Origin of the sequence: Aestuariivirga sp., assembly GCF_041738905.1 — a bacterium.
Taxonomy (GTDB): Bacteria; Pseudomonadota; Alphaproteobacteria; order Rhizobiales; family Aestuariivirgaceae; genus Aestuariivirga.
The window spans coordinates 1-7,620 of the sequence record NZ_JBGSOZ010000197.1; the positions used below are offsets into that span (position 1 = coordinate 1).

Here is a 7,620-nt window from a genome sequence, read left to right on the forward strand (position 1 = left end):
GGCGTGATGGCGTTCACCGACTTTGGAATCGAGACCCTCGCGGAGCTGATCAAAATCCACAAAGACAACCCCATGCTTCTGAAGCGTTGAGTCCCGCCAACTCGCCGACTGCAAAGCCGGCGGCCTACGACGGATGGCTACACTGCTCCATTTCTCAGGAGTCGACATGTGCGCCTAAAATCGAAACACGCCTGCGAACACCGGACCCTGCTGCACCATGTCGTAGACAAATCCGTCATTGCTATAGTCGACGCTGACCGCCCGGTAACCACCGAACAGGGAAAATGAATCGGTAAACCGATATCCCAATCCCCCCATGACATCCCACATCATATCGGATGACACCCCGAATCCGCCGATCATCCCCCAGGCTGAGATATAAATCTCCGGTGACAGTTCAGCATACAGCTTCAGTCCGGCCATCGGATCGACCCAGGTCGCACCATCACTGGCAGAGCGACCATTCAATGCGCCGCCGTTGACGTCGAACTCTGTATTGACTGACCAGAGCCGTGCGCCCGCGATGCCATCGATACGCACGTCGGCACTGTCGACCACACTGTAACCGACGTAGGCGGTGCCCATGAACGTCGACGTCGTTACATCGATATCATCCGCGATGATCCCGAAAGGGGTCGACACATTGGCTTCAACATCCGCGTAAGTAAGATCCGCGCCCAGGCTAAACCGTCCTTTCCGCGCTTCGCCAAACCCCATGAAAGCAAAATTGAGGTCCTCGAGAATATCGGCGAAACTCAAGTCCACCTCTTGTGGCGGAAGTCCGAATACGCCTGAGTCACCACTCAGACCTGAAGCCCAGAGATAGGCCGCGGCCGTAAAGGTCCAGTCGTTGAGATCAGCGGGGACATCAACTATATCTGCGGCGTTTGATGGACATACAGCGAGTGCGATCACGGCGGTAGCAGCCATAACCCTTGCCACCAAAGCCGACCTTCGGGGGTGGCCGTGTGAGACGTCGCAGAATGGTCATGGGAGTCCTTCTCAGGCAAGTCTTGGAACATGTGCTTGCAATGCACAACGATTCATACACCCGCGAGTATAGCAAATATCGCTATGTGTTTCAATCGTGGCTGGCAGAAGGAGCTATGAGACTGCTGTAGATGTCCCAGACTTATTCCATACTCTCAGGGAACCATGGCCCATTCCCCTTCCCTGCCGGCCCCTGTCGCAATCTTGTCACCGCAAGCGTTCTGGTTCATATCCTCATGGGCTCATCCGGGAGAGATTCGATGACACGCAAGTTCGCCGCTCTGCTCTTTACTGCCACACTTCTTGTCGGTACTCCTGCCGCCATTGCCCAGGAGTCCATTCAGCTTGGTATGCTGGAGTGCGATATCTCCGCTGGTATTGGTCTGATCTTCACCGAGAAACAGCGGATGACATGCGTTTATACGCCGAGTAATGGCGGGCCCACCGACAGTTACGCAGGTACGATCGAAGAATTCGGACTGGCGATCGGCGAGACGAAAGGCGGCGTTTTGACCTGGGCCGTCGTCTCGGCCCAGAAGGGCGTGCCGAAGGGCGCTCTTGCCGGAACCTATGTGGGCCTCACCGCCAATGCTTCGGTCGGAGCCGGAGGGGGCGCCAACGATCTGAGCGGCGGCTTCAACCGTGCCTATATTCTGCAGCCTTACTCCTTCCAGACGCAGACCGGAGTGAATGTGGCGGCGGGGATCGCCAAGGTCAAGTTGCACGACGTCCAGTGAGCTGGACGGTGTCCGTCGTGTGCTGAAGGAGTTGAGATGTTCCATCGCCCTATCAGTCTTGCCCTTGCTGCATTGAGCTTAATGCCGCTTGCGCCGCCAGCCATCGCCGAGGATCAGTCCGCAACACTTGGGATTGTGGCGGCTCAAGTCCGGAGCCAGGGTTTTGCCTGCGACAACCCGGTTTCGACCGAAAAGGTCGAAGGCGAGTCAATGCCCGATCAGGCCGTCTACATTCTCACCTGCGAGGGCTTGAAATACCACGTGCGCCTGATCCCTGACGAGGCCGCGCAAATCAGCGTCCTCGAGTGAGGTGATGGAAAGTGTCGGCGAGTCGCGTCCTGTCGTCGAGCTTGTCCTGGGGCTGGTCATTCTCACCTTCATCATCTTCGTCCATGGCGTAGGCATACGCACGATCTACCGAGAATTCAGCCGGGCGTGGGTGGGAGTTGAAGCATCCGGAACGCAGTGGCGCGTGAACCTCATCCTCGCCACCACTGTCGCCTCCATGGCCGGCCTGCATCTCGTCGAAACCCTCCTGTGGGCCCTTCCGATTTCGCAAGCGGGACTGATCCCATCACTACGTGACAGTTATTTCTATGTGCTGGAGAGCTACACCACACTGGGTGAAGGCAATGTTGCCCTACCAGAGAAGTGGCGCCTCGTCGGCCCGATGATTGCCATGTCGGGTCTTTTCACCTTCGGGTGGACCGGCAGCGTGCTGGTCAATATCATGACGGAGTTCGGAAAGTTCGACAGAGTTCAAGCGCGGAAGGATAAGGACGCGTCATGAATGAGGTTCAGCCTCAACCGAAGCCGCGGAAGTCGCGCCTGTTCGGCACGCTCAAATTTGTCGTCCTGCTTCTGGCCATCTATTTCGTGGCTGCCTACCTCGTTCTTCCTCGACTCTGGTACCATCATGAGCATCAGCCGGGCCTTGCCACAAAGCCCGCATTGACCACGACCACCTCAGGCATTCCCGGTGATCCGCTGAACGTCGGCATCGTCGGCAATCAGGCAGATGTGGTGCTCGCCATGCACAAGGCTGGCTGGCATCCAGCCGATCCCATCACCCTGAAAAGCAGCATCGAGATTGCCGGTAGTGTCGTCTTCGACCGGCCCTATGCCGATGCGCCCGTCAGCACGCTTCTCTATGAGGGCCGCAAGCAGGATCTGGCCTTCGAGAAGTCGATCGGCGAGAGCGCCGACAAGCGCAATCACGTCCGGTTCTGGAAGGTGATTGACGCTGGAGTTGAAGGCAGGCCTGTGTGGCTCGGTTCTGCCACGCTCGATCACAGCGTAGGCTTCAACGACTATACGGGACAGTTCACCCATCACATCGCGCCGGACGTCGATGACGAGCGTGACCGATTGATCGCAGACCTGGTCGCGCCTGAGGTGGTGACAGGACTTTATAACGTGTCGGGCGTAGGCCCCACGCTCAATGGCCGCAATGGCGAAGGGGACCGTTACTTCACGGATGGAGAAATCCATGTCGCCGTCCTCTCGCCGGGTGCTGCACCTGTGTCCGCACCGCCCGAGGTGAAGGGCGACACTCCAATCATCGCGCTCAAGAACGGGTTTTGGAAATCTGTCTCCGGATGGTTGTCCCAGTAGCGTCAGTGGCGCGTTGGAAGTGGAAGACTGTTCGAAGGCAAGGTCGGAGATATCTGCGAGGCGTGGTGCCGATAAGACCTGGACGTTGTAATTGCCCTTAGAGCGGAATCCTATGAGTCTGCATCGTAGCCTGCGGCAGCAAAGTAGTTTCTGCACTCTGCAGGCTTGAAGGCTGGCAGGAACTCACCGATAGCGGTCCAGAGTCCTTCAACGGTGCGCTTCGCCGCCTTTTGGAGGAGAGCCTTCATCTTTGCGAAGGCATTTTCGATGGGGTTGAAATCGGGACTGTAGGGTGGGAGGGAGGTAGTTGAGTTCAGCACCTGCCGCCTCGATGAGTTCACGAACCCGCGGGCCCTTGTGGCTGGAGAGATTGTCCATGATGACGATGTCACCGGAGCGCAGTTCCGGGAGGAGGACTTGCTCGACATACGCTTCGAAGGCTTCACGGTTGATCGGTCCGTCCAGCACGAAGGGCGCGATGAAGCCTCGCAGGGTCAATGCACCGATGAACGTTGTCGTCTTCCAATGCCCGTGGGGCACTCCGACCCTGAGCCGCTCGCCCCTCGCGCACCGGCCGTGGCGGCGCGCCATGTTGGTGGAAGCCCAGGTCTCGTCGATGAACACGAGGCGCTCAGGCGCCAGATCGAGTTGCCCTTCAAACCAGTCCCGGCGGCGTCTCAGGATATCGGGACGGTCCTGTTCCGCAGCATAGGCCGTCTTTTTTTGCGCGTGATGCCGTGACGCGCGAAGAAACGCTGGATGGTTCCGAAGCCAAAGGTAAGGCCCTGCCGGGCAAGCACATGACGCACCTCCTCGATGGTGGCGTCCTGGGCGGGACCAAGTGCCGCCAGAACGGCATCATGGTGCGCTTCGATGCGGCCGGAGCGGCGATCACCGCCCAAGGCCTTGGGGCGAGGTTCGCCTTCTTCCCGCTTCCGCTCCCGCCACCGGCTGACGCTCGCCGGGCTGACACCGAAGCGCTCGCCAGCTTCGCGATGCGTTGCCCCAGCCTCAACGGCGGCCAAGACACGGACCCTGAGATCGAGCGACAGCGCTTTCGACATGCCTGCCGGCCTCCACTCCGGCAGACAGTCTGAATCACTTCCCCACTGATTTGGGAATCCCAAAAGATTCATTCAGATCGGATGCCGATCTAGCCATTCGCGTGCAAGCCGCTGGCCTTCTGTGATTTGCTCAGGGCTTAACAGTTCCTCCAAATCGCGGAGATCATTCCGTGCGTCCCAGCCACCATTGATCGTCGCAAGGTTGGCCCACATATGAGCTTGGGCAAAATCCTCGGGCGCTCCAAGTCCCGTTAGATAGCGCATGCTGAGACTCAACATCGCCTTTGTATGTCTCTTTTCCGCAGCCTTTAGGGTCCAGATCCGACTATCCTTTGTAGAGCAGAGGAAGCCTTTACCTGCACTGTACAAACGACCTCCGGCACACATTTCACCCAATTGAAATTGGGCCTCCGCATCGCCTTGTTCCGCCAACCGATGCCATGTCTCGTAGGCTCTGGAACTGTCTTTACGCTCGAATGCCTGAGTAGCGTCAGACAATTGATCGGCATACGCCGACTCTACCAGTAGGCTGGTAATGAGACCGCATACAATCGAGAATACTTTGACTCTCATGCTCACATCGAGCCTGCCTTTCGGACGATCAATTCGACATTGTATCTGCCTTTCAATCTATCACACCGTCGAGACTACGCTTCGTGAAACCTTTCAGGACTGCCAATTTTTCCAGAATGCCCTGCGCCGCCCGCAAAAGAAGCTCAGCAGGAGAGGTCTTTCCTATGCTGGGCGGCCCACCTATCAAATTCCTTGAGAATAGCGTCACAGGCCATCGGCCTCAGGTGAGACAGACCATGGCGAGTGACATGGTACCTTGATGGTACCGACAATACTGGCAACCGCAGGTCACCGTGGGACAACTTGAAATCACCAAATTCAAGAATATCAGATTGTTAGGGCTGCACAGGACTACGTAGGTTGGGCAGGGCAATCAGTGACTGAGAATTGAAAATCCGCGTGTCACTGGTTCGATTCCGGTCCCGGGCACCATTCGTTTCCAAGGCTGAATCCTTTCAATCACTTAGAGTTCGGTTTTGTCCCACTGGCCCTACCCAACTGCCGGAACAGGTCACAGGCCTAGGGCGTGTTGATGGCGAGAAAGGCTGCCATTTTCGAAGGAACCTACCAGAAAAAGCGGAAGACAGAATCCACGACTATCAAATCATTTGCACCGCGTTTCCTGGAAACAAAACGCCACCTGAAGACACTGAAGAAGTACAGACAACAGCTTGACCAGCATATCATTCCCCACTTCGGCACCAGACCGATTGAGGCGATCACTGGCCAGGATTGCCTCGCCTTCTACAACAAGCGTCTCGACACAGATGCTGCTATCTCTACAGTGAATGGCGAAGTCGCATGTCTCAAGTCTCTATTCTCGGAAGCGATCCGGGCGGGCACCGTTTCCCTCAACCCGGTCAAGGGTATCAAGTTCCTCAACCCCAACAACGTGCGAGACCGCATTCTGTCGAATGAGGAAACCGCCCGCCTCTTCGCGGCTGCAGGTGAAATGAGCGACTTCGTGCGCCCACTGTTCCACATGCTGTTCCAGACCGGCATGCGACTGGGCGAGGCTCTGGCACTGGAATGGACTGACGTCGAATTTGAGCATGAGCGTATCGTCATCCGCCGCTCAAAATCCGGCGAGGGCCGTCGTATCCCGCTCCGCTCGACCTTGGCCAATGAATTGATCCGCTGGAAACCGGCAGCGCGCGATAGCCGGTGGATTTTCCCAGCCCGCTTCGACAATGGAGATGCCATGCAGAGCGTGCGCAAAGGTTGGCTGCGCCTGTGCAAGTCGGCACATGTTGCGAACCTTCGGCCACACGATCTTCGTCATAACTTCACCAGTCAACTCCAGGCTGCAGGAGTGTCAGACTCAATTATAATGAGCATCACCGGCCACAAGACTCACGTGATGCTACACCGGTATTCCCATGCCAATGACCAACACAAGAAGAATGCCATTGAATCGCTTACTCAATTCGAATCTAGTTTTGATAACAACGTCGTGGCTCTCAAATCGCCACGGCAGAAGAAGCGATAGCATACGCTCAGGATGATCCATCCCAGCTTTGGGCTGTCCTATTGTCAGTGGATCTGAGGTGCTTGCCTCCAATCGGGCAGAGGTATTTTCGAAGGCTCCACACATATCGGGTCTTTAATCGCCAGACTTGTGGCATCAGACATCGTTGCGACATTGGCATCGGGCAAAAGCGCACAGGCGATTTCGAACAAGTTGCCCGGCGGCCAAGCTAAATTCCACAATCGCAAGGTCTCATCATCCGACCACGACAGAATTCGGCTGTCCGGCAAAGCCAACGCGCCTCGAACAAGGGCGTCATGATGCATGGCGGGACCAATCTGCCGCACGGTCGCCGCATCCCACAATCGCAAGGTCTGGTCATATGACCAGGACAGGATGCGGCCATCCGGCATCACAAGGGCGCCAACGACGCTGCTGTCATGTTTCATGGCGGGGCCGCTCTGTAGCCCGGTCGTTGCATCCCACAATCGCAAGGTCTGGTCAGCTGACCATGACAATATGCGGCCATCCGGCATCACAAGGGCGCCAACGACGCCGCTGTCATGTTTCATGGCGGGGCCATTCTGTAGTCCGGTCGTCGGATCCCACAGCCGCAGAGTCTGGTCAACTGACCAGGACAGAATTTGACCGTCCGGCATTACGAGTGCACCCTGAACAAAGCTGTCATGTTTCATGGCGGGGCCACTCTGCAGCCCGGTCTTCGTATCCCACAGCCGCAAGGTCTGGTCATCCGACCATGACAGAATGCGCCCGTCCAACATTGCGAGTGCACCAGTGACCAAGTTATCATGTTTCATAGCGGGGCCGCGCTGTAGTCCGGTCGTCGGATCCCACAATCGTAACGTTTGGTCATCTGACCATGACAGGATGCGGCCGCCAGGCGTCACCAATGCACCAGTGACTACGTCTTCATGTTCCATGGCGGGACCGCTCTGCAGCCCGGTCGTGGCATCCCACAGGCGCAAGGTCCCGTCATTTGACCACGACAGGATGCGGCCGTCCGGTAAAACTAATACCAATCCGCGTTGAAGGTGACTCTGGGGCTTCACAAATCAGCTGTGAATTGATTCAAGGTGGGAAACAGGGAGCGATACCATGCCCGCCTTGCCACTCCGTACCGACTTTGACGCCAAGTCCTGCCGCCTGGCGGCCA

General features: G+C 57.1%; 8 protein-coding genes and 1 pseudogene. 5 read left to right on the forward strand and 4 right to left on the reverse strand.

Annotated features, from left to right (window positions below; all coding sequences use genetic code 11):
* Positions 1-174: 174 nt before the first annotated feature.
* On the reverse strand, positions 175-930 hold the full coding sequence (locus tag ACEW8Q_RS19050) for a hypothetical protein (RefSeq protein WP_373505645.1): 756 nt from the start codon (positions 928-930) through the stop codon (positions 175-177).
* A gap of 320 nt (positions 931-1,250) precedes the next feature.
* Between ACEW8Q_RS19050 and ACEW8Q_RS19055 the strand changes: the two genes are divergently transcribed.
* The 4 genes from ACEW8Q_RS19055 to ACEW8Q_RS19070 all read left to right on the forward strand — a co-directional run bounded on the left by ACEW8Q_RS19055 (position 1,251) and on the right by ACEW8Q_RS19070 (position 3,341).
* A complete protein-coding gene (locus ACEW8Q_RS19055) occupies positions 1,251-1,727 on the forward strand; it encodes a DUF992 domain-containing protein (RefSeq protein WP_373505646.1) in 477 nt (158 codons plus the stop codon).
* 81 nt (positions 1,728-1,808) lie between these two features.
* The gene (locus tag ACEW8Q_RS19060) at positions 1,809-2,036 is read left to right on the forward strand and encodes a hypothetical protein (protein WP_373505647.1); all 228 of its coding nucleotides are present in this window, start codon (positions 1,809-1,811) and stop codon (positions 2,034-2,036) included.
* Between the two features lie 4 nt (positions 2,037-2,040).
* Entirely contained in the window at positions 2,041-2,517 is a 477-nt protein-coding gene (locus ACEW8Q_RS19065; protein ID WP_373505648.1) for an ion channel, read from the forward strand.
* A complete protein-coding gene (locus ACEW8Q_RS19070; RefSeq protein ID WP_373505649.1) occupies positions 2,514-3,341 on the forward strand; it encodes an LssY C-terminal domain-containing protein in 828 nt (275 codons plus the stop codon). Before ACEW8Q_RS19065 ends, ACEW8Q_RS19070 begins: the two co-directional genes overlap by 4 nt.
* A gap of 110 nt (positions 3,342-3,451) precedes the next feature.
* Here the strand turns inward: ACEW8Q_RS19070 and ACEW8Q_RS19075 are convergent.
* A pseudogene (locus ACEW8Q_RS19075) lies at positions 3,452-4,405 on the reverse strand (IS630 family transposase).
* Positions 4,406-4,477: 72 nt separating this feature from the next.
* A complete protein-coding gene (locus ACEW8Q_RS19080; RefSeq protein WP_373505650.1) occupies positions 4,478-4,978 on the reverse strand; it encodes a tetratricopeptide repeat protein in 501 nt (166 codons plus the stop codon).
* A gap of 532 nt (positions 4,979-5,510) precedes the next feature.
* Here ACEW8Q_RS19080 and ACEW8Q_RS19085 point away from each other — a divergent pair.
* Positions 5,511-6,467: a tyrosine-type recombinase/integrase gene (locus ACEW8Q_RS19085; protein WP_373505651.1), complete on the forward strand. Its 957-nt coding sequence runs from the start codon at positions 5,511-5,513 to the stop codon at positions 6,465-6,467.
* Between the two features lie 44 nt (positions 6,468-6,511).
* Here the strand turns inward: ACEW8Q_RS19085 and ACEW8Q_RS19090 are convergent, their stop codons facing one another.
* Positions 6,512-7,387, reverse strand: a complete 876-nt coding sequence (locus ACEW8Q_RS19090; protein ID WP_373505652.1) for a WD40 repeat domain-containing protein — start codon at positions 7,385-7,387, stop codon at positions 6,512-6,514.
* Positions 7,388-7,620: the final 233 nt, after the last annotated feature.